This window comes from Empedobacter sp. R132-2, from assembly GCF_030324375.1.
GTDB classification, from domain to species: domain Bacteria; phylum Bacteroidota; class Bacteroidia; order Flavobacteriales; family Weeksellaceae; genus Empedobacter; species Empedobacter falsenii_B.
Genome location: NZ_JACAGG010000006.1, coordinates 40,245 through 64,036 on the forward strand (window position 1 = coordinate 40,245; position 23,792 = coordinate 64,036).

The following is a 23,792-nucleotide window of genomic DNA, read 5'->3' on the forward strand; positions in this document are numbered from 1 at the left end:
TTCAGAGGACAAAGCTATGAAATAATCAAACGAAATTAAAATATTTTTGTTGAAGCTAATTTATTTCATATCAAATTGATACAAACTTTATTTAATGATAAAAAACAGCTTTTTTAAACCAATAATTTATCCATTTCTTGAACAAGAATACTCTTATCTTCATTATTAATCAAGACTACAGCATTTCCTACTCCATAAGGTTTATAACGCTCTAAGAAGCTTTGATCTTTAAACAAACCAATTGTTTTTGTAGGCGCTGCACAACTCAAATGCATCATACCAGAATCTGCTGCAATCACAAATTCACAACTTTTCATCACGGCTGCAATTTCTCTCACATCTTTACTGTAATAAGTAGGCAATCTATGATTTAACATCGAAATATTTTCGACAGGTAAAATTTCAATTAAATTATATTCTTTCGAATATTTTGGATAAAATAAATTGTAAAATTCTGTCCACCATTCTTCATCATAACATTTTGCACCAGTTGCATACGTAAAAAATGCAAGTGTTTTCTTAGAAGGATCTTGAATCAATTCATTTAACATTTCTATTCCTTTCATAGACTCTTGCTCTGTTAACTGAATATTTAAAGTTGGAATATCTAAATTTCCTTCTTTATTTTTAAATAATTCTAAGAATTTTCTAAACACATAAACTGGATATTGTGCTTGATGAATATGAATTTCTTGATTCGAATTCATTTCAAATTCATTCCCAAAAATTTTATACTTAGAATTCGCAAAAGAAGTTGAAAGTCGTCCTGAAGATGAATTTTTATCAACATTAATCACTAAATCGTAATTCTTTTTTTTGATTTTTAGCCAAACTTTAGCGTATTGAATCAATTCTTTGAAAGGTTTTTTAGGTAATTCAATAATTTGATCAACTTTAGGATAATTCTCAAAAATAATCGGAGCGACCTTTCCTTTTACAAATAAGTCAATTTTAACATCAGGATTATATCGGATAATTTCCTGAATCAAAGGTGTAATCAATAGAATATTTCCCAGACGTTGATTGGGTCTGTTTATCAGTACTCTATTAAGTTCAAGAGGTTTTTCTTTGTCTACTTTTGGCAAATTACCATCACCTATTCCTCCTGTTAATCGACGCATAATTGTACGACGAAAATGATTGACTGATTTTTTAAAACTCATTAAAAAGGGTTCATAAAAAAAATACCTTTATTGTATTTCTTATTTTTCCACGAAACTATGTAAACTATTGGTAATTACGAAATATTTTCTTCATAAAAAAAGATCTCTTATCGAGATCTTTAAATTATTTTGTTTTCGTAGGACGAACTTCTATTTTACTTGGCAAAACATTTGGATTCATTTTCAATAAATCAACTACCATTTGTCCTAAATCTTCGGGTTGAATTTTCCATCCATCCTCAGAATTTGGCACATGATCATTAAAATTTGAAGTCACAGAACCAGGCATAATTGTCGTACATTTGATATCATAATTTCTCAAATCAAGCATCGCAGCCTGTGTAAAACCAACAACTCCAAATTTCGAAGCATTGTAACCAGCTCCATTCGCAAAGAAATTTGTTCCAGCCAAAGAAGCAATCGAAATATAATATCCTTTCGAAACTTTTAATGCTTCAACTGAAGCTTTTATCGTATGAAAAACTCCTGTCAGGTTAGTATCAATCATCGCATTCCAATCTTCTAAAGAAAGTTCATCAACTGGCGCAAATTTTCCTAAACCAGCATTTGCAATCACAATATCCAAACGTCCAAACGCAGAAATAATTTGCTCAATTGCATTTTGTTCATCTTCGAAATGTCTCACATCCGACTGAATAGCCAATACATTTTGATTTCCTAAATAATGACGAGCTTTTTCAACATCATCAATGTTTCGTCCAGAAATTGCCACTTTCAAACCATTTTCTACCAATGATTTTGCAATTCCTAATCCAATTCCTTTTGTTCCCCCCGTTATATAAGCTACTTTACCTTCTATATTTTGCATAATTATTTTAGTTTTATTTTTGGTTCAGCCAATTCCATTTACCATCTTTTCGGTAAATAAATCCGCCTTCTTTTGCGTTATCTTGATGCACATAAATCGCATCATAATCTAAAGTTACGATTTCATTTTTAGAAACTCCATTTAAATTTCGTTTCACTCCATCTTTATAATTCGAATAAAGTGGCGTTCCTTTTGGAATCATCATCAACGTTCCGAAATCATAATTTGTAATTTTGAACGGATCTTTTGCTCCTCCCAAACCATAAATTTGACTTCCTTTTTTCATATTATTCACAATAAATAAACGGATATTTCCTTTTGTATCAATCATTCTATATAAATAATCCACCACACCGTCACCAAAAAAGTCGCCTTTAATTGCGAAGCATTTGTAAGCTGTTGCTAAATAAAATTCGCTAAAAGCTGGGTGCGTAGAAATTTCTGTTTCGAATTGATTGACAAAATTTTGTTGTGTGATTAAATAACCACTAAACGCATACAAATCGCCTTGAGCAGAAGAATCATTAACTCCTTCATCCAAAATTAATTTAGACGAGCTAACATCTAATTTCACCCAGTTTCCATTTTTTGCTTTCCCATTATCTTTAATTGCAAACGCTTCACCTTTTTCTGAAATTTTAACAGGATATCCATACGGAATTTTACCAATTCGTTTTCCATTCGGACTTGTTCTAACTGTCAATCCTTCTTGCGCTATAACTTGATAAATTTCTTGTGAAAACACAATAGAACTCATCATCAAAATGAATCCAACAACTATTTTTTTCATGATGTAAAATTAAAAAGCTTCAAGTAATCTTGAAGCTTTTATATGAACTATTTTAAATTAAAATTTATCAAGAATTCTTAGTCTTTTTATTTTCTTTTACAATTCGATAAGCGATGTAAAGGAAGATCAACCAAACTGGAATTAATTCTACTGAAATTTTAAGTCCTGTAAACCACATAATCACTAAAATTCCAAATAAGAAAATTAGACAAATATAATTACTGATAGGATACAAGAAAGATGGAAATAATGTTTTTGTATTCTCCAAATTCTTTTGTTTTCGGTATTTAAGATGTGTTATCGAAATCATAATCCAGTTAATTACCAACGAAGAAACCACTAAAGACATCAATACATGAAATGCATCTTCTGGAATTATTTTATTAATTAAAATACAAATTGCTGCGAAAAAAGATGAAACTAAAATCGCCATAACAGGGACGTGATTTTTGTTTAATTTTTTTAAGAATTTAGGCGCATTTCCTTGTTCTGCCAAACCATATAACATTCTACTATTACTGTAAACAGAGCTATTGTAAACTGATAAAGCAGCCGTCAAAACAATAATGTTTAGTGCATTGGCAATTAATCTTGAAAAATCAATTGTGTTACCAAAAATATTTAGTTTCAAATGATTCAAATTCTCAAAAACCATTACAAAAGGACTACTTTTATCCGTAATCGTTTCCCAAGGAGCTAACGAAAATAAGATAATTAATGCTCCAACATAGAAGATTAAAATTCTATAAATTACTTGATTGGTTGCTTTTGGAATTGTTTTTTCTGGATTTTTAGCTTCAGCAGCTGTGATGCCAATCAATTCTAAACCTCCAAAAGAAAACATAATAAGAGCCATTGCGGCGAATAATCCACTAAAACCGCCTTCGCTATTACCAGATAACCAACCTTTTGGAAAAAAACCTCCGTTGTTCCAAAGATTTTGTATTGTTGCTTGTTCACCTCCAGTTCCGCTTATTAATAAGTAAGCTCCGAAGATTATCATAGCAATAATGGCAATTACTTTGATGATAGAAAACCAAAATTCAGCTTCACCAAACATTTTTACTGAGCCTAAATTCAATGCGTTAATCACAATAAAAAAGAACAAACTCGACGCCCATAATGGAATTTCTGGCCACCAAAATTGTACATAAATTCCGATTGCAGTCAATTCGGACATACTTACTAAAACGTAAAGAATCCAATAATTCCAACCAGAAGCAAATCCAGCAAAAGATCCCCAATATTTATATGCAAAATGACTAAAGCTTCCTGAAACAGGCTCGTTAACAACCATTTCTCCTAATTGGCGCATAATAAAAAAGGCTATAATTCCTGCAATTGCATATCCCAAAATAACAGATGGTCCAGCTAAAACAGCAGCAGGTCCAATTCCTAAAAACAAACCAGTTCCAATCGCGCCACCTAAAGCAATCAATTGAATATGTCGGTTAGTAAGGCCTCTTTGTAATTCTTTTTCTTCAGTATTATTTATTTGACTCACGTGTGATGTATTAATTTGTTAAATATATGTAAAAACTATTTTCTAAAAGAACAATTTGAAGAATTGTCTTGTTTGAATTAATATAAAGAAAATGCTTTAATAATAAATTTTATTCATGTTAAATCATCTAAAAATTGAAAAAATATTCAATAAAATTTCTAATTATATAAAAATCAACCTTATGAAAAAACTACTTTTTACTTTTCTATTGACTCTATTCACCTCAGTTCAACTTTTTGCAGATGGACCTTTTTTATATTCTTTACCTTTTGGTTCGAGAGTTTATCCTGATGAAACGATCTTAGAAAAAACGAAAGAAAAAGGAATTGATTATTCTACTTTCGAAAAATATATGTTGGATAATAATATAGAATTAGGCAAAAAAGTTGGGCTTCTTTCTGAACTCGAAGTTTATTTTGTGGTGAATGATAATCAAAAATCATATTTTGTTGATTATAAAGAGAAATTTAAAAAGTCAGTTGGAAAGAAATTTGGAACTAAAACTCCAATCAATGAACGATTTTTAATTGCGTTGATGGATGATTACGATATAGAATCTCCTAAAGTAGAAGTATATCAAAAATTTGTTGATGAAAATCCTCAAAGTAAAACGATGCAATTTGTGAATATTTTTGCTTATAATTTTAATCTTATTTGGGATGATGATAAAAAAGATTATTCTTCTATGAATGATTTTATAGAAAAATATCAAGATAATTGTTTGCAAAATTTTGAGAGTTTTAACAACGATACTTCTGCCGATATTTTTTCTGAATTTGAAGAGATTATTGCGTTAGGATACAATTGCGATTATGCTTTGAATGTCTTGCTCCTGCAAATAATCGATTGAATATTCTGAATCAAAAAACAGGATTTACTTTAAATAAAATTGCAAATGCAGAACCAATTCCAAGAATGGTTGTGACGTCAAATGCTTCTCAAATTGGATTGTCGGCTTATGAATGGTTAGGTGAGGAAATGATGTTAATTTCAAGCTTGAAAATTTCGGATGAAGAGAAAACTCTTCTGAATTATTTTGCCGTAAATGAAACATACAATTATATCAATCATGTCAACAATCTATATGTTTTATTTGAAGCGATTCAGAAAATGCCCTCACAATTAGCGAAATCTGCGAATAATAAATCTGTTGAAAAAATTGCTGCAAAAGATAATTGGAAGAAAATAAATCAATTGTATGATGTATTGAAAAAGAATTTTCAAAAAGAGAATGAAATAGCTGTAGATTCTAGCTCAAACCTTGATGATTTGCGTAATTTGATTTATTATTTGTATCTCAATCCAAAAGAATTGTCAAAAGTTTATCAAAACTAATTATAACCGAAATATTAAATTTTTTCAAAGACTTTAATTCGTAAATGTTGTAGATTTTATTTTAAATTTATCTTCTAAATAACAAAAAAATGAAATCAATTTATTTTCTTGGATTGGGAGCTTTAGGAGCAAAATATGCAGCGAGTTTTTATGAATATAATCCAGAAATTGTAAGTGTAATTGTAGATGAGGAGCGAAAAAATCGATACGAAAAATCGCAAATTTTTGTGAATGATAAAGCGTATGATTTTAATTATGTCACAAAAATCGAGGAGAATAATTATCCAGATTATATATTTTTAGTCGTTAAAAGTTCACATTTACAGCAAGCGATAGAAGATATGAAGCCTTTTGTTGGTGAAAACACAATGATTGTAAGTTTGATGAACGGAATTTCTTCTGAACGTGTTTTGGCAGATCATTTTGGATGGGATCGTGTGGTGAATGCAGTTGCATATATGGATGCTGTAAAAGTTGATAATCGCGTGACGTTTTCGAGTATAGGAAAAATTATTTTTGGGAAAATGGATTCAATTAATCATGATAAATTAGTCGATTTACATGAATTGATGAATGTTGCTGAAATTCCAAATCAATTATCGGATGATATTCAGAAAGCGCAGTGGGCGAAATATTTGGTAAATGTTGTCGGAAATCAATTGACGTTTTTGTTGGAGTTTCCATATGGACAATTTCGTACCAATCAACATCTCGAGGTTTTAATGGATATGATTTCTAATGAAGTTCTTGCAGTTGGGAATGCACATGGAGTTGCAATTGGTCAAGAAGAAGTGGATCGAATGAAATCTACGATGAAAATTGTGGATGAATTTGGTAAAACTTCGATGTTACAAGATCGCGAAGCAAAACGATATTCGGAAGTGGATGAATTTGCAGGCGAAATTATCAGTTTAGGAAAACAATATAATATTCCGACACCTTACAACGAGTTCATTTATAATATGGTAAAATCAATCGAAGAAACATATTAAAATAGTCATAAAGTCATTCAATTTTGGATGACTTTTTTATTTGAAATCAATCGCTTTTGGATAAGCAACTTTCTGAATAATATAAATCGATAGCATAAAAAATATACTCATGATTAATGTTGCAACAGGTAAATATTTTATCGAGTCAGAAGGTAAAATCATTGGTAAAATAACCATTGCAAAAGCAGGAGGTAAGCGTAAATCTGTTAATTTCAAAATAAACATTACGATAATCAAATCGATCAAGCCAATGATTAACCAATTATCAAGATAATGCATTGTTAAACAACCAGCCATTGTAGCCATGAACATTACAAGAATACGTTTTAGACGTACGGTTAATTTTAATGTTGGATTATTTAAAGATTCAAAAGAAATTACGATAATAGGTGGAATAGCAGAGAAATGTGCAAAACCGCTAAAATAACAAGCTGTAAACCAAACTACACATAATCCGATTAACCATCTGTTATGGCTTGTATAAATCATTGGAACCGCATTTTCAGTTGGTTTTAGTTTGAATATTTTTATTGATAGAAAAAGTAAAAAGACAAATAGAAATATCGCATATAGAAATACAAAAGATTCTGTATTTGTAACAATTGGTAATAATCCCGTAGCTAATGCTGGCGCAAGTTGACTTTTAAAAATTTTCAGGACAATTAACATTGCAACCAATACCAATGCTAATTTGAATGATAATATAATCGGTAAAAAATTAATCCCAAATCCTAAAATAGCAGTTATGGATGGAAGTAAAAAAATATGAAATGGTCGTTGTAGCCATTTATTTTCTCGAAACGTTAAAATTCCGACAGATAATGCAGCAACTTCTGGTAAAATAATTTCTTTATCATCATAAATCATTGCTGTTCCAATCATGATTAAAATAAATAGAAAAGCGACAGAGTATGAGACAAAAGATTCTTTATTACCTAAGATAGATTTCATGAAATAAATGTATAAAAAAAACCTTTGCAAATATACAAAGGTTTTTGTCGGGGTGGCAGGATTCGAACCTGCGACCTCCTGCTCCCAAAGCAGGCGCGATGACCGGGCTACGCTACACCCCGATTCGGTCATTCAAAAAAAATGCGGAGAGACAGGGACTCGAACCCTGGCATCGGTTTCCCGATGACAGATTAGCAATCTGCTCCATTACCGCTCTGGCACCTCTCCTGGTTTTTAATAAAACGTGTGATCCAGTCAGGATTCGAACCTGAGACCTACTGCTTAGAAGGCAGTTGCTCTATCCAGCTGAGCTACTGGACCGATCCAAAAATTCATTGAATTTTGTCGGGGTGGCAGGATTCGAACCTGCGACCTCCTGCTCCCAAAGCAGGCGCGATGACCGGGCTACGCTACACCCCGATTCGGTCATTCTTTTACGATAAATCTTTTTTCGGATGAAAATTTTGTCGGGGTGGCAGGATTCGAACCTGCGACCTCCTGCTCCCAAAGCAGGCGCGATGACCGGGCTACGCTACACCCCGATAGATTTCATTATCGTGGGTGCAAATGTAAGGTGATTTTTGAAAATTAACCAAATATTTTTAAGAATATTTTTCGGAAACTTTCATATATGTTTCTAAATCTTTATCTCCTCTTCCTGAAAGATTCAGAATCACAATGTCTTGCGGTTTAAAATTAATTTTTTCTAAAGCAGCTAAAGCGTGAGAAGATTCTAATGCAGGAATGATTCCTTCCTCTTTTGTCAACATAAAAGCAGCTTCCAAGGCTTCATCATCTGTTGCATTTAAGAATTCAGCACGTCCAGTTTTGAACAAATGCGCATGTAAAGGACCAACGCCAGGATAATCTAATCCAGCCGAAATTGAATAAGGTTCAACAATTTGTCCATCTTTATCTTGCATCAATAATGTTCGACTTCCGTGAATAATTCCTTCTGTTCCTTTGATAGTTGTAGCAGCAGTTTCTCCAGATTCTACGCCCAAACCTGCCGCTTCAACCGCGATTAATTTGACAGAATCATCATTTAAAAAATGATAAAAAGCTCCCGCAGCATTACTTCCGCCACCAACACAAGCAATCACGTAATCAGGATTTTCTTTCCCATATTTCTCTTTCATTTGTGCTTTAATTTCTTCTGAAATAATCGCTTGGAATTTCGTTACCATTGCTGGATAAGGATGAGGACCAACTACAGAACCAATGATGTAAAAAGTTTCAGGATTATTGATCCAATAGCGAATCGCTTCATTTGTTGCATCTTTCAAGGTTTTACTTCCTGAGGTTGCTGGAATAACTTCTGCACCTAACATTTTCATTCGTGCAACATTTGGTGCTTGACGAGCAATGTCAATTTCTCCCATAAAAACGATACATTCTAATCCCATCAACGCACAAACAGTAGCAGTTGCAACACCATGTTGTCCAGCACCAGTTTCGGCAATAATTTTGGTTTTACCCATTCGTTTTGCTAAAAGAGCTTGACCAATCGCATTATTGATTTTATGTGCACCTGTATGATTCAAATCTTCACGCTTTAATAAAATATTGGTGTTATATCTTTTTGAAAGATTTGGTGCAAAATACAATGGACTTGGTCGACCAACGTAATCTTTTAATAACAAATTAAATTCATTTTTGAATTCGTCTGTATCGATATATTGTGCTAAAGCTTCAGATAATTCTTCACAATTATGATGTAATAACTCTGGGATAAATGCTCCTCCAAATTCACCATAAAAACCTCTTTCGTCAACTTCGTATTTCATTTTGTTTCTTTTTTAATTTTGTTCAATTCGTCCATCAATTGTATCGATAAACTGTTTTACTTCGTCAGTTTTTTTTATTCCTGGTGCTGACTCAAAACCACTATTGATATCAAATCCAATACATTTCGGATGCTGAAAATTTTTCAAGATAAATGCATCTTCAAGTGTTATTCCGCCACTTAATAAAAAGGGTATTGATAACTGATAATTTGTTAACAATTGCCAATCAAATTTCTTTCCAGTTCCTCCGTAATTATTTGATTTTGTATCGAAAACAAAACTATCAATAACTTGTTGATAAGTGGTTAATTGTTGAAAATCTTCAATCGATTTTATGCCAACGGCTTTCCAAATTTTAAAGTCTAAAAAGTTTTCATCAGTTAATAATCGTTGATGTTTTTGATTGATTAATTCTTCACAAAAGTCAGCTGTTTCATCACCATGTAATTGGACAACATCTAATTTATATTCTTCAACTTTTTCGAGAATTTTCTCGACTGATTCATTCACGAAAACGCCAACTTTTTCTGCATTCGGAAAAACTTCAAAAATAGATTCGTCTTCTACAAATCTTTTTGATTTTGGATAGAAAATAAAGCCTACATAATCGGGTTCGATTGCTGCAATTTCTTTAAAATTTTCGATGTTATTATTTCCGCAAACCTTTACTTGAAAACGTTTCATTTTGATTCTTTTACAAATTGCTCAAATGCTTGAGATGGATTATCTGCTTTCATAAAATTTTCACCAATTAAAAATGCCTGAAATCCAGCTTGTCTTAATTCTTTTACTGTTTTAGGATCAGAAATTCCACTTTCCGCAACTTTAATTAAATCGGTTGGTAATTGTTTCAAGATTTGTTTTGATTTTTCAATATCAACTTCGAAATTTTTCAAATTACGATTGTTAATTCCAATCAAATCAATGAATTCATTTACCTTTTCTAATTGATCTTCTGAATGTAATTCCAATAAAACTTCTAATCCAATTCCCTTAGCAGTTTTAGCTAAATTATAGACTTCGTCTTTTGTTAAACATTCTGCAATTAATAACATCAAATCTGCACCAATCGCTTTTGTTTCGTACACTTGAAATTCATCAACAATAAAATCTTTACGCAAAACAGGAATATTCAACACTTCTTTTGCTTGTTTTAAATCATCAAAACTTCCGCCAAAAAATTGCTCATCTGTTAAAACAGAAACGACAGAAGCACCAAACTTTTCGTAACCGGAAACAACTTCTTTTACATTTGCGTCTTTGTTAATAAAACCTTTCGATGGTGATTTTCGCTTAAATTCTGCAATAATTCCAGATTTTAATTTATCTAAAATTGAAGCTTTTGTAGATTTAACAGGAAGCAAAAAATTTTCTGAATTTCTAAAACTTTCTATTGATTGAGTTTTCTGTTTTTCTAAAATTTCAATACGTTTTTGCGCGACAATTTCGTCTAATATCGTTTTCATGGTTTCATTAATTTTTGGAATACATTCAATGCTTTTTTACTGTCTAAACTTTCGTTCGCAATTGCTACACATTCGATTAAATCTTTGGTTGGATAAATTGTTTTAAGCGCTAAAGCAGCATTTGCTAAAACAACTTCTTTTTGTGCTTTAGTTGAATTTCCTTCTAAAACGCTCAAAAATATTTTTGAATTTTCTTCGATTGATTTTCCTCCTTTTATCTCATCAGGTTGAAGAATATTTAAACCAAAATCTTTACTTTCTAAAACAAATTCCCCCGAATTATTGAACACTTTTGTAGGCGATGTCAACGAAACTTCATCATAACCAGCCAACGCAGTCGAAATCGAATATTTCACGCCCGAATTTTGCATCACATAATGATATAATCGAGCAGTTTTGACATCATATGTTCCTAAATTTTGAAATTCTGGTTGAACAGGATTCACCAAAGGCCCCATTAAATTGAAAAATGTTTTTATCGCCAAACCTTTTCTAATCGGAGCAACTTTCGCTAAAGCCGGATGAAAGAGTGGCGCATGTAAAAATGTAATTCCAACTTCATCGAACTCACGTTTTAATTTATCTTGATTAACAGAAAATTCGTAACCAAAATTATCCAACATATTCGAAGAACCGCTTACAGACGACGTTCCGTAATTTCCTTGTTTAATAATTTTCTCTCCAGCTCCAGCCAAGACAAAACAACTCAATGTCGAAATATTAAAAGTGTCTTTTCCGTCACCGCCCGTTCCTACAACATCAATCGCTTGCTTTGGTAAATTAACTTTGATGCATAAATCTAACAACGCTCGACGATATCCTTTTAATTCTTCCAACGTAATGTTACGCATATTAAAAATGGTCATAAATGAAGCTAATTCGACAGCCGAATATTTTTCTTCCGAAATTTCCACCATAATTTGATAGGCTTCATTTTCGCTCAAAGTATAATTTTCGAATAATAAATTTAATAATTTTTTCATCGTTTTAAGCTTCTAACCAATTCTTAATCATCTCATCTCCAAGTGGTGTTAAAATAGATTCTGGATGAAACTGAACACCGCGAACATCATACGTTTTGTGACGTAAAGCCATCACTTCTCCTTTTGGACCAACTGCTGTAATTTCTAATTCTTCAGGAAAATCTTCATTTGAAACTACCCAAGAATGGTAACGTCCAACTTCTAATTTTTTTGGTAAATTTTGGAATAACACTTCGTCTTTTATTACTTCAATTTTAGATTCAACTCCGTGAAAAACTTCTTGTGTATTTAATAATTTCCCTCCAAAAACTTCTCCAATTGCTTGTTGTCCTAAACAAACGCCAAAAATAGATTTTGTTGAAGCATATTTCTCGATGATTGGTTTCAATAAATTGGCTTCATCAGGAACTCCTGGACCTGGAGAAAGTAATATTTTATCATAATTATTCACATCTTCCAAAGTAATTCCATCATTGCGAACAACGGTAATATCATCGGCGAATTTCTTTAATGAATGCACTAAATTATAGGTGAACGAATCGTAATTATCGATAACTAAAATTTTCATAGTTTATAGGTTTTGAGCGATTTCTATTGAGCGACGAAGCGCTCCTAATTTATGATTGACTTCTTGTAATTCATTTTCTTCGACCGATTTGGAAACAACTCCAGCACCAGCCTGAAAATATAAGGTATTTTGTTTGCTGACGAACGTACGAATCGCAATCGCCATGTTGATGTCACCGTTGAATCCTAAATATCCAATTCCGCCACCATAAACGCCACGATTTTGATTTTCGTAACCGTCTAATAATTCCATTGCTTTGAATTTTGGTGCGCCAGAAAGTGTTCCAGCCGGAAAAGAGTCTGCAAAAACTTTCATCGTATTTACGCTTGGATCCAATTGAGCAGTTACTTTTGAAACCATGTGAATCACATGCGAGAAATACTGAATTTCTTTGTATTGTGCGACTTTTACATCAGCAGAATTTCGACTTAAATCATTGCGAGCCAAATCGACCAACATCACATGCTCTTCATTTTCTTTTGGGTCAGCAATTAATTTTTCGGTCAATTCTTTGTCCAAAGTTGGACTTCCAGTTCTGCGAACTGTTCCTGCAATAGGATGAATTTCTGCATGATTATTATTAATGATAATTTGCGCTTCTGGTGAAGATCCGAAGATTTTATAATTTCCGTAATCGAAATAAAACAAATAGGGCGAAGGATTTACAGAGCGTAAAATGCGGTAAACATTAAATTCGTCACCCGAAAATTTTTGTTTGAATTGACGAGAAGGAACAATTTGGAAAACATCTCCACGGAAACAAGATTGTTTACATTTTGTCACCATTTCTTTGAATTCATCATCTGTTAAATTCGATTGAATTTCACTTTCTACATTAAATGGATATTCAACAATTGATTTGTTATGAACAACACTTTTAATTTCAGAAAATTTAGAATCTATTTCATCATTTTGAAATTCGATGAATTGAATTTCATTGTGAAAATGATTGAACACCACAATATTTTGATAGAACGAATACGAAAATTCTGGAATCGTTGCTTCGTTTCCTTTTGCTGAAAATTTTACTGTTTCAAAATGTGGAATCGCATCCCACGCAATGTATCCAAATAAACCATTTACAGGTAAATCTTCTCCATTTTGAATCATAAACTGACTTGTAAATTTTTTGAATTTCTCTGTCAATTCTTGACCATTCAACGCATATTCTTTTGTTTCTCCATTCGCATACGTTTCATTCACAATTCCGTTTGTAACCTTAAAAGTTGCGATCGGATTTAGACAAATAAAAGAGTTAGCATCTGTCTTAGAATGATAGTCAGAACTCTCTAATAATAAGGCATTCGGATAAATATCTCGCAATTTCAAATAAAGCTGAACAGGAGTTGTTAAATCGGCTAAAACAGTTTCTTTCTGTATGTTAAAAGTTAAATTCATTTGTTAAATATTTAGGTTTAGAGCACAAAAAAAGGCTTGTCGGTTACGACAAGCCTTTTCTACATATAACTGCATAGAGGTCTTACGAACCAACGTTTTGTTGTTCGATATTCCACCACCAGTTATTTGTAAATAATGTTTTCATTGGGACAAATTTAGGAAGGATTTTGAATTGTACAAATTATTTTTTGATAAATTTTTTAGTTGAGTGAACAATTGATATTTTTGAGTGAATAATAAAAACACAAACAAAATGGAATATAATTATAACAATCTGATTGTTGAAGTAGAAAATAAAATTGCATTAGTTACCTTAAATCGTCCGCAAGCATTAAATGCATTGAACAAAGATTTATTAGATGATATTTCAAACTTTTTTACAGACGCAGATTCTGATCCCGCTATTCGAGTAATTATTTTAACAGGTTCTGGTGAAAAATCTTTCGTTGCTGGTGCTGATATCAAAGAATTTGCAAGTTTTGATGGTCGTCAAGGTGAAAAATTAGCTGCAAAAGGACAAGAAAATGTTTTTGATAAAATTGAAAATTCTAAAAAACCTGTAATCGCCGCAGTGAATGGTTTTGCTTTAGGAGGTGGTTTAGAATTAGCGATGGCGTCTCATTTTCGTATAGCATCAACCAATGCAAAATTAGGATTACCAGAGGTTACATTAGGTTTGATTCCAGGTTATGGAGGAACGCAACGTTTGCCAAAATTAATTGGAAAAGGTCGTGCAATGCAGGCAATTATGACAGCAGATATGTTTACAGCTGAACGCGCGTATGAAATTGGTTTAGTGAATGAAGTTGTTGAGCAAGCTGAATTAATTGATCGAGCAAAAGAAATTGCGACTAAAATTTCAAAAAATTCTTCTGTAGCGATTCGTCACGCGATTCGAGCGATTAATGCGTCAGATAAAGACAATGGTTTTGAAGTTGAAATTGAAAGTTTCGGAAATTTATTTGACGAAGAAGATTTCAAAGAAGGAACAACTGCTTTTGTTGAGAAAAGAAAACCTAATTTTAAGTAAATTTACATAAGCAAAAAAATCCGCTCATTGAGCGGATTTTTTAATCGACTTTGGTTGCAAAGCAAACCTATTTTTAAATATATTTTTTGATTTCTGTAACCAATTGTTCTTTTGGTCGTGCTCCACTTTGTTTCCATAATAATTCACCATTTTTGAAAATGGCAAAAGTCGGAACCCCTTGCACTTGATATCGTGCAGCTAAATCTTGATATTTATCAACATCCACTTTTAGGATTTTGACATCATCTCCCAATTCTTCTTTCACTTGTTGCAAAACTGGACCCATCATTTGACAAGGACCACACCAAGTTGCAAAAAAATCTAACAAAACTGGTTTATCTGAATTAATAATTTCTTCGAAAGTCATCGTTTTTGATTCTTCTTTGTTATTTGATTGATTTTTATTTCGGTTGAATAAATTTTTAAACATCTTTATTTTTTCTTCTTAAATATACTAAAAAAAGCACTTCCGAAGAAGTGCTTCATAATTAGCTTTACTAATTATTAACCTAACCTATGAAAAATTTATTCTACTGTTAGTGCTACTAACATTTAGGTATAATCAAAACAAATACCAAGCTTAAAACACTGACAATCTGTTTTTTACATTTAACATAATTTAAGAAATAGGTTAACGTAAATATGTTTTATTTTAGAAATTCTACTATAATTCACACACAAATTTTGGATTAACTGACTTTATTTCAGCTATCACTGACATTATTTCTTCTTTGGTTGAATTATCTTCCAATCTTTTCAATTGTTCCGAATTCAAACCAATCATTTGTATAAATGTAACTTTTCCATGTGGCGTATCAATTTCATCTAAATCATCATCCTTGATAAAAGCCAAACCAACAATATCCGTTTCCGAATCTGTACGAATTGGTCCTCCTAATGGTAAAAATTGGTATTCATCAAACCAAACTTTTGTTTCGTTCACGAATCGTCCCAAATTATTCATTAATTGAACCACCCAAAAAGGATCTTCACCATTATCATCTTTAACAGGTTTCACACGGAAAGAAAACTCAAATCCCCACTTACTAAAATCCGCTCCTACACTCTCTTCCGAATAGTATAAATGTGACATTCCGTAACTCACCAAATGATAATACCCATTGACATCAAAAACCGCAACTCCATCAATTGGATCATCACCTCCTTGAAAAGACATTACCTGCGGCGAATAAAAACGAGGCTCTAAAGTCCCATAAACTTCTTTTAAGCGATTTTCAATCGCAATTGCACCAACCGCTTGATCTGATTTATATTGTTTTTTGTATTCTTCTACATTCATGATGCAAAAATAGTTTATCCAATCTTAATTCTCAGTTAAAGACATAAAAAAAGAGAGCTTCTTGTTAGAAACTCTCTTTGTAGTCGTTTTGAAGAGCACAAAATGTTTTACCAAGTACTTATAACTTCTTTATACTTTTCTTTGATCTTTTACGATTTTAGAAAAATATTTTTTGATCATAAACTATTATTGAATAGGTAATTTTTCCTATTTTTACTGAGTTACGTTTTGGTTACTTTTGTACTATTTCGTAATATTCAAGAAAAGAAAAAAACTCATTATAGAAGGTGATAATATAAATGAGGATTCTTGATGACAAAAAATAATATCTATCATAAAGATATTGTAGGTTATAATCCTTATAATGGAAAATTGACTTTGCATTCGAGAAATCCTAAATGTGAAGATTTTACGATTAATCTAAATGATGTGTACCGGATCTTCTATATTATAAAACGAACTTTTTAAAAATACTAAAATTACACTATATGAATATTGAATTACTTTTAGTTTTTTTAGTACTTATATTTTTAATTTACTATTTATATAGTAAACTATTAAAATATCCAGAAGTTTTAAATTTTAAATATAAACCTGATTATAAATATGATTTTATTGATATAATTGAAGATAACATTGGTCAAGTAGAAAAAATAAAAATTAGAAGTAATGAAATTTCTGAATCTGATGGATGGATACCTCCTATAAATAGAAAATATTTTAGAGATTTTTATTTTGATGGTTCATGTAATCTAAGGCAAGTTGATTTTTATGAATGTATTAATGAAAAGCCTTTTGAAAAAGTTATTTTTGAATATAATAGTAATGGTAATCTTATTTATGAGAAAAGATTATTAAAAAATGGTAAAACAGAAGTCTGTAAATATTCTTATAGATGGTTTTTTAATTGTTTGAGTGTAAAGAAAAGTGACTCTGATGATGTTGAAAAGTTTTATTTTAAAAATAAAGAGTTGTATAAAAAGAAATTTATTCAGAATTACAAAATATTTGATGAACATAGAAAAAAAATTGATGTATATTTTTTAAAAGAAGGTCAGTTTGTAAATGATGATGATTTTTATAATTTTTTAAACAATTTAGATATTGAAAATGAATCAAAATCTATATACGAATATAACGAGAATAATGATTGGATATTAAAAAGACAATCAATTAACGAAAATTTAGAACAGGAAATTAAACGTGAAATATTTTATATATAAATATTAAGTATGAATAATTTAGAGAAGTTAGATGAGGTTGTATCTATTGAAATTGAATCATTAGAAAATAGAAAGTGGTACAAATATGAATTTAATGGTAAAAAATTTAAAATCAGAAAGAACGATAAAGAAATAAAGCTTAAACCATATGTAAGCATGTGGATAGTTTTATTTATTACTATTGTTATTTATCTTGGTATTTCAACTTTTCTCAATATTGTAAAAGAAGGTATTCATTTAAATGATGATTATAATGCTAATCATACTTCAATTACAATGTATTTGCCAATTGTTTTTAATCCTATTGTTATTTATTATATAATTAAATATGTATCGATAAATATCAAGAAAGGAGATGATTATACCAAATTAATAGATTTACTTGAGAAAAAAGGTTATAAAATCAATTAAAATGATAGTGTAATTTTTAATATAAAAATCCATCGTAAAAAACGATATAAAAATAGGTGTAAAAATGAGTTAAAAATCATATGCTTTTAACTGTTATTTACAAATGATAAAAACGCTATTCAGTTTTCGCTGTTTAGCGTTATATTGTTTTTTATATTCTTCTACATTCATCATACAAAAATAGTTTATCCAATCTTAATTCTCAGTTAAAGACATAAAAAAAGAGAGCTTCTTGTTAGAAACTCTCTTTGTAGTAGCGAGGACCGGACTCGAACCGATGACCTTCGGGTTATGAGCCCGACGAGCTACCTACTGCTCCACCTCGCGATTTAGTAGCGAGAACAGGACTCGAACCTGTGACCTTCGGGTTATGAGCCCGACGAGCTACCTACTGCTCCATCTCGCGTTATTGGACTGCAAATATACGTTCATTATTTAAAATACCAAACATTTTTCGAAATTATTTTATTTTATTCGGACATAAAACAAATAAAAACCACATAAACCATTTTATTAAAGAGGTTTATGTAGTTTTAAATAATTAAATTTATTTTTAATAATCTTCTAAAATAATTTTAAATCGCTTTGATTGGTGGATGATTTTCGATAAAATCAATTGCTAAATCAGCACTATCTGTTAAAAATAATAACTCTTTATATGGTCTTCCTGTTGCTAATTGATGCAAAACCGAATAAATCGCTGTATCTTCTACATATCTTTTCTTACTCAAAAAAATCATTGGACTGTAATATCCGGAAGTTCCATAATGATTTTGAGCTGCTTCCTGAAAAATTTCTTGTGTCGTTCCTGCACTTCCAGGCGCATAAACTAAACCAAATAAGCTAATTGTTAACAACATATCTTCACGAATACTATTAGAAAAATATTTCGCAATATTCGTGGCAAATAAATTACTTGGCTCGTGACCATAAAACCAAGTAGGAATAGCCAAACTTTCTGCACCATTTGGGTAAATCTCTAAAACCTTCTGTGCATTAGTCATATAATTTTTTGCCAAGTATTCGGTTCTTTGATCATCAATAAAATCTAAATCTGCTAAAATATTAATCGCATTCATCAAATCTTCATCTGCATAGTTTGCCATATAAGCACCTAAGTTTGCTGCTTCCATAATTCCAGGTCCTCCACCAGAAACAACAAAATAACCTTTTTCAGTTGCCAATTTCGCTGCTTTCGCCGTTTCATTATAAAACTCAGAATTGCGCGCAGTAGAATGTCCACCCATAAAACCAATCACTTTTTTCTTCGTCATTCCGTTTTCATCATATTCTAAAATTCGACGCAAACCATCATCAATTGACAAATCGTGTAAACGTTGCGCCAAAGCTTCTGAAACAGACGGATTATATTTATGTTTTTTGAAATGTTTATAGATTTTAAGATCTATACTTTCATCATTGTCCGGATTATAACCTTCCATCAACTCTTGCCAAGTATACAATTTTCCACGATATGGATTATAGGGAACTGATTCAAATTTTGGATAAACGAATGCTCCTTTTTCGATTAAATAGATTGCTTCATATTGTTTAAACTTACAACCCAAAAACGATGTATTACATAAATTATACTCTTCCCAATTGATTTCTTGACGCAAAAAATTAACATCTTGAACTACTTTATCGGTTAAATCTTTGGTTTGAGAAACTAATTCATTCCATTCTGATAGATTATGAACTAAATCTTTGATTGGTTTTATTTTCATTCTTTTTTCTTACTTCATTAAAAATTCGAAAAAATGAATTTACACGAATTATTCCATACCTACGAATTCGGGACAATAAATCTGCTAATTTTCATTTTTCTAATTTATATTTGCATCAAATTCGTGCTCAACTTAATGGGGAATCGTATGCAAATCACGAACTGTCGCGCAACTGTAAATCAATATTTTTGACAAGTCAGAATGCCACTAAATTGAGTTAATAATTAACCAAAAACTTTCGCGAAAAAAGTAAAATTATGTTCTATGAAATCATCAAACCACCACAAAAAAACATTATCAACTCAAAAATTAATGAAGAAAAGTAACGTGTAAATATATGATAATGGAAGTGGAAAAAACACCAAGAGAAGAGTTGATTGAACAACGTATCATCAATTCTGAAACTCGCATTTTCAAAGCTGTTTTTCCTGGAGATACAAATCACCACAACACAATGTTTGGAGGATCAGTAATGTATTTAATGGATGAAATTGCTTTTATGACAGCAACTCGTTTTTGTCGCAAACCTATTGTTACGGTAAGTAGCGATAAAATAGACTTTAAACATTCTATCCCTGCTGGAACAATTGTTGAATTTGTAGGAAAAGTTGTACGCGTAGGACGCACAAGTTTGGATGTACAAATTGATGTTTATATTGAAAGTATGTATAGAGACGGGCGAGATAAAGCTATATCGGGAACTTTTACATTAGTTGCAATCAACGAGAATAAAAGACCTGTTCCTGTTATTGATTAATAACGAGCTATAGAAATTTTATTAATCCTTTATCTTTTTGATAGAGGATTTTTTTATGAATTCCAATTAATAATTGATAATATTCTAAAGGTTTCTTAGTTTTACATTAAACACAAAAAATGGAATTACCTTTTGCCGAACCATTTCGCATAAAAATGGTCGAAGAAATTTATCAATCTACTCGAGAAGAACGTGAAAAGTGGATCGAAGAAAAAGATTACAACCTATTTAACCTAGAAAGCCACAAAGTATTTATTGATTTATTAACTGATTCTGGAACTGGAGCAATGTCCGACAAACAGTGGTCTGCAATGATGACTGGAGACGAAAGTTATGCTGGTTCTCAATCTTTCTTAAAACTGAAAGAAACCATTAATACCATCACGGGATTTGAGTTTCTTTTGCCTACGCATCAAGGTCGTGCAGCGGAAAATGTATTGTTTTCAGCTCTTGTAAAAGAAGGTCATGTTGTTCCTGGAAATTCGCATTTTGATACGACAAAAGGTCACATCGAATTTAGAAAAGCACACGCAATTGATTGTACTATTGATGAGGCTTTTGACAGCGAATTGATTCATCCTTTCAAAGGAAATATCGATTTACAAAAGTTAGAAAATGTCTACAAAGAATACGGAAAAGAACAAATTCCATTTACATTAATCACTGTTACATGTAATTCTTCTGGTGGCCAACCTGTATCAATCGAAAATATTCGTCAAGTTCGTGAATTGTCTAATCAATATGGAATTCCAATCTTTTTTGATGGCGCTCGTTTTGCAGAAAACGCTTATTTCATCAAAAAAAGAGAAGAAGAATTCAAGACAAAAACGATTAAAGAAATTGTTTTAGAAATGTTTTCTTACGGTGATGGAATGACAATGTCTGCGAAAAAAGATGGTTTGGTAAATATTGGTGGATTTATTGCACTGAATAATGAAGAGCTATATAAAATTTGTGGAAATTTCGGAATTATTTACGAAGGATATTTAAGTTATGGCGGTTTAGCTGGACGTGATTTAGCAGCTTTAGCACAAGGTTTACAAGAATCGACAGAATATTCTTATTTACAATCGCGCATCAAACAAATTGAATATTTAGGGAATAAATTAATTGAGTTTGGAATTCCAATTCAGCAACCAATTGGTGGACACGCCATCTTTGTTGATGCTGTAAAGTTTTTACCAAATGTAACACGTGAAGAATTTCCTGCGCAAACATTGGGAATCGAATTGTACAAAGAAGCTGGAATTCGTGGTGTAGAAATCGGAACTATTTTGGCTGATCGTGACCCTGAAACACGAGAAAATCGTTATCCAAAATTAGAATTATTGCGTTTAGCAATTCCTAGAAGAACTTATTTCCAAAGTCATATGGATTATATCGCCGTTGCTTTGAAAAATATTTTTGATCGACGAAACGAGATTAATTCAGGTTATGAAATTTCGTGGGAATCTGAAATTTTAAGACATTTCACTGTAAAATTGAAAAAGAAATAAATAAAAAATCCTTCAGATAATCTGAAGGATTTTTTTGATATTACCATCTCCAATCGCCCGAAATACGAAGTGGAGTTTCTAAATTTCCTTTGATTAAGGCTTCTTTTACTTCTTGCTCGTTCCAACGTTTTGAAGGAATTTCTTTCAAATTACTCAAACGATACAACAAATAGGTTTCCAAAATCACATTATTTTTCAAACCAATTTCTTCTACATAATCAAATGTATCGCAATTCGCGTGGTAACAATTTAACGCTCCTTTTGTAAATTGACTATCCGAAAGCCCAATAATAGGCACGCCTTGCAACATAAACGGTTGATGATCTGAATGTAAATCTACACTCGCAAATGTTTTCAATTTAAAATCTGGAATTACTTTTTGCACATCATTCGCATAATCAGTTAAAATAGGTAAATTACTTTCCATTGTCGAATAATAAGACTTTGGATTTGTTGTCATATCCATATTCGACATTGCTTTGATTTGATTGATAGAACCATCTTTCAGCGCTCGATTGACGTAATATTTAGAACCTATCAAACCAACTTCTTCGCCCATAAATAAAACAAATTCTATTGTTCGATCATTTTGAAGATTTAACTTCTTATATGTTCTCGCAATATCCATCACAGAAAAGCTTCCAACACCATTATCAATCGCTCCTGTAGCCAAATCCCAACTATCTAAATGTCCTCCAAGAACTATTTTTTCGTTTGGAAATTTAGAACCGATTTTCTTTGCAATAATGTTGCGACCTTTCATTTGTCCAACATCATTTTTCATTTCGATTTTAGCAATTTCTTTTCCTTTTGATAGATTTTCTTTAATTTTCAATCCATCTTCTAAACTAATATTAATTGCAGGAATTTTAATAATTTCTCCCGTTACAGAAGCCGTTCCTGTCAATAGAATTCCTCCAGCAGGGCGATTAAACAAGATAATTCCTTTCGCTCCGTACTTTTCTGCTAAAGCTGTTTTTTCGGAACGATGTAGATTTTCTATTTCTTTTGGCGTTCCATCCAACAAACCAAGCGCAGCAAAAACAATCTTTCCTTTTACTTTATCACCAATCTTTTTGTAATCTTCTTCAAGTCCATTTCCTAAATCAATCAATTCTCCCGAAAGACTAACATTTTCTGGCGAATGCGCCAAAGCAACGGCTTTTATAGGTTGATTATTGATTTTTAAATCTAAACTTCTACGATTCCATCCGCTAAATGTAAACTCTTGAAAAGACACATCATAACCATACGAACGCAACAAATTTGCTGCATATTCTTCTGCTATTCGTCCATTTTCTGTTCCTGTTGCACGATGTCCGATTGTTTCGGTTGCTTTTTTTAATTGTTGATAAGCTTCAGAATTTTGTTTTACTTCTTTGTTAATCAAGTCTAAAACTTGTTGATTAGTTTGAGCAGATAAACTCATGATTGTAGAGATTAAACCTAGTGTTAATAAAAATTTCGATTTCATGTGTGAGTATTTCTATAAACTTAAAAATGTTTTTGGAAATAGTTGATAGAATGGAAGAAAAATTTACTTAAAAAAAATAGTCCTCAAAAAATGAGGACTATTTATATGAAATTATAAATTATTTCTTAATGAGCTGGTACGAAACGCTCTCTTGCATCTTGCAATAATTGTTCTGCTTCTGCTTTATCACCGTACCCTTCAATTGTTGTTGTCTTATTTTCTAAGTCTTTATAAACTCTGAAAAAGTGCTCAACTTCTTTCAATGTATGAGGATTCATATCAGTGATGTTTTCTAATTGGTTCCATGTTGGATCAGCAACTGGTACACAAATTAATTTTTCATCTTGTCCTTTGTCATCAGACATTTTAAGAACACCGATTGTTTTTACTTCGATTACACATCCAGGAACAGTAGGTTCTGTTAAGAAAACTAATACGTCAATTGGATCTCCGTCTAATCCTAATGTATTTTCTACGAAACCGTAATCAGCTGGGTAGAACATTGGAGAGTATAAAACACGATCAAAACGGATTCTTCCTGTTTCGTGATCCATTTCATATTTATTGCGAGATCCTCTTGGGATTTCAATGATTGCATCAAAAGTCAT

General features: G+C 31.5%; 24 protein-coding genes and 7 tRNA genes. 8 read left to right on the forward strand and 23 right to left on the reverse strand.

What is annotated here, in order from left to right; genetic code table 11:
- Nucleotides 1–113 precede the first annotated feature (113 nt).
- From HXZ69_RS05090 to HXZ69_RS05105, 4 genes are all read right to left on the reverse strand, one after another.
- Nucleotides 114–1,163, reverse strand: a complete 1,050-nt coding sequence (locus tag HXZ69_RS05090; RefSeq protein WP_286495260.1) for a glycosyltransferase family 9 protein — start codon at nucleotides 1,161–1,163, stop codon at nucleotides 114–116.
- A 124-nt stretch (nucleotides 1,164–1,287) separates the two neighbouring features.
- Entirely contained in the window at nucleotides 1,288–1,992 is a 705-nt protein-coding gene (locus tag HXZ69_RS05095; protein WP_038330800.1) for an SDR family oxidoreductase, read from the reverse strand.
- 13 nt (nucleotides 1,993–2,005) lie between these two features.
- Entirely contained in the window at nucleotides 2,006–2,782 is a 777-nt protein-coding gene (locus HXZ69_RS05100; protein WP_286495261.1) for a hypothetical protein, read from the reverse strand.
- Nucleotides 2,783–2,849: 67 nt separating this feature from the next.
- Nucleotides 2,850–4,286: an amino acid permease gene (locus HXZ69_RS05105; protein ID WP_371875724.1), complete on the reverse strand. Its 1,437-nt coding sequence runs from the start codon at nucleotides 4,284–4,286 to the stop codon at nucleotides 2,850–2,852.
- Between the two features lie 181 nt (nucleotides 4,287–4,467).
- On the opposite strand from HXZ69_RS05105, the gene HXZ69_RS05110 reads away from it, so the two are divergent.
- From HXZ69_RS05110 to HXZ69_RS05120, 3 genes are all read left to right on the forward strand, one after another.
- Nucleotides 4,468–5,136 (forward strand): hypothetical protein, encoded by a 669-nt coding sequence (locus HXZ69_RS05110; RefSeq protein WP_219033914.1) that lies wholly within the window; start codon nucleotides 4,468–4,470, stop codon nucleotides 5,134–5,136.
- Nucleotides 5,133–5,621: a hypothetical protein gene (locus tag HXZ69_RS05115; protein ID WP_221855472.1), complete on the forward strand. Its 489-nt coding sequence runs from the start codon at nucleotides 5,133–5,135 to the stop codon at nucleotides 5,619–5,621. The genes HXZ69_RS05110 and HXZ69_RS05115 overlap by 4 nt, the downstream gene beginning before the upstream one ends.
- Before the next feature lie 89 nt (nucleotides 5,622–5,710).
- Nucleotides 5,711–6,613: a ketopantoate reductase family protein gene (locus tag HXZ69_RS05120; RefSeq protein WP_125349990.1), complete on the forward strand. Its 903-nt coding sequence runs from the start codon at nucleotides 5,711–5,713 to the stop codon at nucleotides 6,611–6,613.
- 36 nt (nucleotides 6,614–6,649) lie between these two features.
- Here HXZ69_RS05120 and HXZ69_RS05125 read toward each other — a convergent pair whose 3' ends face one another.
- The 12 genes from HXZ69_RS05125 to HXZ69_RS05180 all read right to left on the reverse strand — a co-directional run bounded on the left by HXZ69_RS05125 (nucleotide 6,650) and on the right by HXZ69_RS05180 (nucleotide 13,766).
- Entirely contained in the window at nucleotides 6,650–7,564 is a 915-nt protein-coding gene (locus tag HXZ69_RS05125; protein WP_125349989.1) for a hypothetical protein, read from the reverse strand.
- 47 nt (nucleotides 7,565–7,611) lie between these two features.
- Nucleotides 7,612–7,686: transfer RNA gene (locus HXZ69_RS05130), tRNA-Pro, on the reverse strand.
- Nucleotides 7,687–7,708: 22 nt separating this feature from the next.
- Nucleotides 7,709–7,792 (reverse strand) — tRNA-Ser (locus tag HXZ69_RS05135).
- A gap of 19 nt (nucleotides 7,793–7,811) precedes the next feature.
- A tRNA-Arg gene (locus HXZ69_RS05140) sits at nucleotides 7,812–7,885 on the reverse strand.
- A gap of 24 nt (nucleotides 7,886–7,909) precedes the next feature.
- Nucleotides 7,910–7,984: transfer RNA gene (locus tag HXZ69_RS05145), tRNA-Pro, on the reverse strand.
- Nucleotides 7,985–8,031: 47 nt separating this feature from the next.
- Nucleotides 8,032–8,106 (reverse strand) — tRNA-Pro (locus tag HXZ69_RS05150).
- Nucleotides 8,107–8,166: 60 nt separating this feature from the next.
- Nucleotides 8,167–9,351, reverse strand: a complete 1,185-nt coding sequence (trpB, locus tag HXZ69_RS05155) for a tryptophan synthase subunit beta (protein WP_125349944.1) — start codon at nucleotides 9,349–9,351, stop codon at nucleotides 8,167–8,169.
- Between the two features lie 12 nt (nucleotides 9,352–9,363).
- Nucleotides 9,364–10,035, reverse strand: a complete 672-nt coding sequence (locus tag HXZ69_RS05160; RefSeq protein ID WP_125349945.1) for a phosphoribosylanthranilate isomerase — start codon at nucleotides 10,033–10,035, stop codon at nucleotides 9,364–9,366.
- Complete coding sequence (gene trpC, locus HXZ69_RS05165; RefSeq protein ID WP_125349946.1) at nucleotides 10,032–10,817, reverse strand: indole-3-glycerol phosphate synthase TrpC; 786 nt, start codon at nucleotides 10,815–10,817, stop codon at nucleotides 10,032–10,034. Before trpC ends, HXZ69_RS05160 begins: the two co-directional genes overlap by 4 nt.
- Nucleotides 10,814–11,800, reverse strand: a complete 987-nt coding sequence (gene trpD / locus HXZ69_RS05170; RefSeq protein WP_286495264.1) for an anthranilate phosphoribosyltransferase — start codon at nucleotides 11,798–11,800, stop codon at nucleotides 10,814–10,816. The genes trpC and trpD overlap by 4 nt, the downstream gene beginning before the upstream one ends.
- 4 nt (nucleotides 11,801–11,804) lie before the next feature.
- Complete coding sequence (locus HXZ69_RS05175; RefSeq protein WP_125349948.1) at nucleotides 11,805–12,368, reverse strand: anthranilate synthase component II; 564 nt, start codon at nucleotides 12,366–12,368, stop codon at nucleotides 11,805–11,807.
- Nucleotides 12,369–12,371: 3 nt separating this feature from the next.
- The gene (locus tag HXZ69_RS05180; protein WP_219033919.1) at nucleotides 12,372–13,766 is read right to left on the reverse strand and encodes an anthranilate synthase component I family protein; all 1,395 of its coding nucleotides are present in this window, start codon (nucleotides 13,764–13,766) and stop codon (nucleotides 12,372–12,374) included.
- 253 nt (nucleotides 13,767–14,019) lie between these two features.
- On the opposite strand from HXZ69_RS05180, the gene HXZ69_RS05185 reads away from it, so the two are divergent.
- A complete protein-coding gene (locus HXZ69_RS05185; protein ID WP_219033920.1) occupies nucleotides 14,020–14,796 on the forward strand; it encodes an enoyl-CoA hydratase/isomerase family protein in 777 nt (258 codons plus the stop codon).
- A gap of 73 nt (nucleotides 14,797–14,869) precedes the next feature.
- On the opposite strand, the gene trxA is transcribed toward HXZ69_RS05185, so the two are convergent.
- Nucleotides 14,870–15,226, reverse strand: coding sequence for a thioredoxin (trxA, locus tag HXZ69_RS05190; protein ID WP_084106970.1), 357 nt, complete (start codon nucleotides 15,224–15,226; stop codon nucleotides 14,870–14,872).
- A 234-nt stretch (nucleotides 15,227–15,460) separates the two neighbouring features.
- Nucleotides 15,461–16,096, reverse strand: a complete 636-nt coding sequence (locus HXZ69_RS05195; protein ID WP_286495266.1) for a suppressor of fused domain protein — start codon at nucleotides 16,094–16,096, stop codon at nucleotides 15,461–15,463.
- A 488-nt stretch (nucleotides 16,097–16,584) separates the two neighbouring features.
- Between HXZ69_RS05195 and HXZ69_RS05200 the strand changes: the two genes are divergently transcribed.
- Together HXZ69_RS05200 and HXZ69_RS05205 are read left to right on the forward strand one after the other, a co-directional pair.
- Nucleotides 16,585–17,319 (forward strand): hypothetical protein, encoded by a 735-nt coding sequence (locus HXZ69_RS05200; RefSeq protein WP_286495267.1) that lies wholly within the window; start codon nucleotides 16,585–16,587, stop codon nucleotides 17,317–17,319.
- A 9-nt stretch (nucleotides 17,320–17,328) separates the two neighbouring features.
- Nucleotides 17,329–17,730: a hypothetical protein gene (locus HXZ69_RS05205; RefSeq protein WP_286495268.1), complete on the forward strand. Its 402-nt coding sequence runs from the start codon at nucleotides 17,329–17,331 to the stop codon at nucleotides 17,728–17,730.
- Between the two features lie 254 nt (nucleotides 17,731–17,984).
- Here the strand turns inward: HXZ69_RS05205 and HXZ69_RS05210 are convergent.
- From HXZ69_RS05210 to HXZ69_RS05220, 3 genes are all read right to left on the reverse strand, one after another.
- A tRNA-Met gene (locus tag HXZ69_RS05210) sits at nucleotides 17,985–18,057 on the reverse strand.
- A 6-nt stretch (nucleotides 18,058–18,063) separates the two neighbouring features.
- Nucleotides 18,064–18,136, reverse strand: a tRNA-Met gene (locus tag HXZ69_RS05215).
- 169 nt (nucleotides 18,137–18,305) lie between these two features.
- On the reverse strand, nucleotides 18,306–19,457 hold the full coding sequence (locus HXZ69_RS05220; RefSeq protein WP_286495269.1) for an LOG family protein: 1,152 nt from the start codon (nucleotides 19,455–19,457) through the stop codon (nucleotides 18,306–18,308).
- A 343-nt stretch (nucleotides 19,458–19,800) separates the two neighbouring features.
- Between HXZ69_RS05220 and HXZ69_RS05225 the strand changes: the two genes are divergently transcribed.
- Together HXZ69_RS05225 and tnaA are read left to right on the forward strand one after the other, a co-directional pair.
- Nucleotides 19,801–20,214 carry an acyl-CoA thioesterase gene (locus tag HXZ69_RS05225; RefSeq protein WP_282630886.1) on the forward strand — a complete coding sequence of 138 codons (414 nt, stop codon included), beginning with the start codon at nucleotides 19,801–19,803 and terminating at the stop codon, nucleotides 20,212–20,214.
- A gap of 119 nt (nucleotides 20,215–20,333) precedes the next feature.
- Nucleotides 20,334–21,710 carry a tryptophanase TnaA gene (gene tnaA / locus HXZ69_RS05230; protein ID WP_286495270.1) on the forward strand — a complete coding sequence of 459 codons (1,377 nt, stop codon included), beginning with the start codon at nucleotides 20,334–20,336 and terminating at the stop codon, nucleotides 21,708–21,710.
- A 40-nt stretch (nucleotides 21,711–21,750) separates the two neighbouring features.
- On the opposite strand, the gene HXZ69_RS05235 is transcribed toward tnaA, so the two are convergent.
- Together HXZ69_RS05235 and HXZ69_RS05240 are read right to left on the reverse strand one after the other, a co-directional pair.
- Complete coding sequence (locus HXZ69_RS05235; RefSeq protein WP_260392384.1) at nucleotides 21,751–23,184, reverse strand: M28 family peptidase; 1,434 nt, start codon at nucleotides 23,182–23,184, stop codon at nucleotides 21,751–21,753.
- Nucleotides 23,185–23,309: 125 nt separating this feature from the next.
- The gene (locus HXZ69_RS05240; protein WP_038336778.1) at nucleotides 23,310–23,792 is read right to left on the reverse strand and encodes an inorganic diphosphatase; all 483 of its coding nucleotides are present in this window, start codon (nucleotides 23,790–23,792) and stop codon (nucleotides 23,310–23,312) included.

What these genes read in the sequence shown, in the direction of transcription:
- trpC (WP_125349946.1), bottom strand. Translation starts at nt 10,817, where the DNA reads ATGAAAACGATATTAGACGAAATTGTCGCGCAAAAACGTATTGAAATT.
- HXZ69_RS05195 (WP_286495266.1), bottom strand. Translation starts at nt 16,096, where the DNA reads ATGAATGTAGAAGAATACAAAAAACAATATAAATCAGATCAAGCGGTT.
- trpB (WP_125349944.1), bottom strand. Translation starts at nt 9,351, where the DNA reads ATGAAATACGAAGTTGACGAAAGAGGTTTTTATGGTGAATTTGGAGGA.
- HXZ69_RS05090 (WP_286495260.1), bottom strand. Translation starts at nt 1,163, where the DNA reads ATGAGTTTTAAAAAATCAGTCAATCATTTTCGTCGTACAATTATGCGT.
- trxA (WP_084106970.1), bottom strand. Translation starts at nt 15,226, where the DNA reads ATGTTTAAAAATTTATTCAACCGAAATAAAAATCAATCAAATAACAAA.
- HXZ69_RS05120 (WP_125349990.1), top strand. Translation starts at nt 5,711, where the DNA reads ATGAAATCAATTTATTTTCTTGGATTGGGAGCTTTAGGAGCAAAATAT.
- HXZ69_RS05100 (WP_286495261.1), bottom strand. Translation starts at nt 2,782, where the DNA reads ATGAAAAAAATAGTTGTTGGATTCATTTTGATGATGAGTTCTATTGTG.
- HXZ69_RS05180 (WP_219033919.1), bottom strand. Translation starts at nt 13,766, where the DNA reads ATGAATTTAACTTTTAACATACAGAAAGAAACTGTTTTAGCCGATTTA.
- HXZ69_RS05220 (WP_286495269.1), bottom strand. Translation starts at nt 19,457, where the DNA reads ATGAAAATAAAACCAATCAAAGATTTAGTTCATAATCTATCAGAATGG.
- HXZ69_RS05240 (WP_038336778.1), bottom strand. Translation starts at nt 23,792, where the DNA reads ATGACTTTTGATGCAATCATTGAAATCCCAAGAGGATCTCGCAATAAA.
- HXZ69_RS05175 (WP_125349948.1), bottom strand. Translation starts at nt 12,368, where the DNA reads ATGAAAATTTTAGTTATCGATAATTACGATTCGTTCACCTATAATTTA.
- HXZ69_RS05200 (WP_286495267.1), top strand. Translation starts at nt 16,585, where the DNA reads ATGAATATTGAATTACTTTTAGTTTTTTTAGTACTTATATTTTTAATT.
- tnaA (WP_286495270.1), top strand. Translation starts at nt 20,334, where the DNA reads ATGGAATTACCTTTTGCCGAACCATTTCGCATAAAAATGGTCGAAGAA.
- trpD (WP_286495264.1), bottom strand. Translation starts at nt 11,800, where the DNA reads ATGAAAAAATTATTAAATTTATTATTCGAAAATTATACTTTGAGCGAA.
- HXZ69_RS05095 (WP_038330800.1), bottom strand. Translation starts at nt 1,992, where the DNA reads ATGCAAAATATAGAAGGTAAAGTAGCTTATATAACGGGGGGAACAAAA.
- HXZ69_RS05160 (WP_125349945.1), bottom strand. Translation starts at nt 10,035, where the DNA reads ATGAAACGTTTTCAAGTAAAGGTTTGCGGAAATAATAACATCGAAAAT.
- HXZ69_RS05225 (WP_282630886.1), top strand. Translation starts at nt 19,801, where the DNA reads ATGGAAGTGGAAAAAACACCAAGAGAAGAGTTGATTGAACAACGTATC.
- HXZ69_RS05235 (WP_260392384.1), bottom strand. Translation starts at nt 23,184, where the DNA reads ATGAAATCGAAATTTTTATTAACACTAGGTTTAATCTCTACAATCATG.
- HXZ69_RS05205 (WP_286495268.1), top strand. Translation starts at nt 17,329, where the DNA reads ATGAATAATTTAGAGAAGTTAGATGAGGTTGTATCTATTGAAATTGAA.
- HXZ69_RS05125 (WP_125349989.1), bottom strand. Translation starts at nt 7,564, where the DNA reads ATGAAATCTATCTTAGGTAATAAAGAATCTTTTGTCTCATACTCTGTC.
- HXZ69_RS05185 (WP_219033920.1), top strand. Translation starts at nt 14,020, where the DNA reads ATGGAATATAATTATAACAATCTGATTGTTGAAGTAGAAAATAAAATT.
- HXZ69_RS05110 (WP_219033914.1), top strand. Translation starts at nt 4,468, where the DNA reads ATGAAAAAACTACTTTTTACTTTTCTATTGACTCTATTCACCTCAGTT.